Genomic DNA, 427 nt, shown 5'->3' with positions numbered 1-427 from the left:
GTTCCACCCAACCAGCGTGATGGTATCCGGCTTCGACATCATCTTCTTCTGGATTGCCCGCATGATCATGATGACCATGCACTTCATCAAAGATGAAAATGGCAAACCGCAGGTGCCGTTCCACACCGTTTACATGACCGGCCTGATTCGTGATGACGAAGGCCAGAAGATGTCTAAATCCAAGGGTAACGTTATTGATCCGCTGGATATGGTTGACGGTATTTCGCTGCCAGAACTGCTGGAAAAACGTACCGGCAATATGATGCAGCCGCAGCTGGCGGACAAAATCCGTAAGCGCACCGAGAAGCAGTTCCCGAACGGTATTGAGCCGCACGGTACTGACGCGCTGCGCTTCACCCTGGCGGCGCTGGCGTCTACCGGTCGTGACATCAACTGGGATATGAAGCGTCTGGAAGGTTACCGTAAC

General features: G+C 53.4%; 1 protein-coding gene. It reads left to right on the top strand.

The genetic code is table 11. The features are described 5' to 3' along the window. On the top strand, nt 1–427 hold a 427-nt coding region (locus SB772_RS39220; protein WP_410838420.1), incomplete at both ends, for a class I tRNA ligase family protein.

Source organism: Paraburkholderia sp. SIMBA_030 (assembly GCF_046535245.1).
Lineage (GTDB): Bacteria > Pseudomonadota > Gammaproteobacteria > Burkholderiales > Burkholderiaceae > Paraburkholderia.
This window is presented reverse-complemented; position numbering and strand designations above follow the sequence as displayed.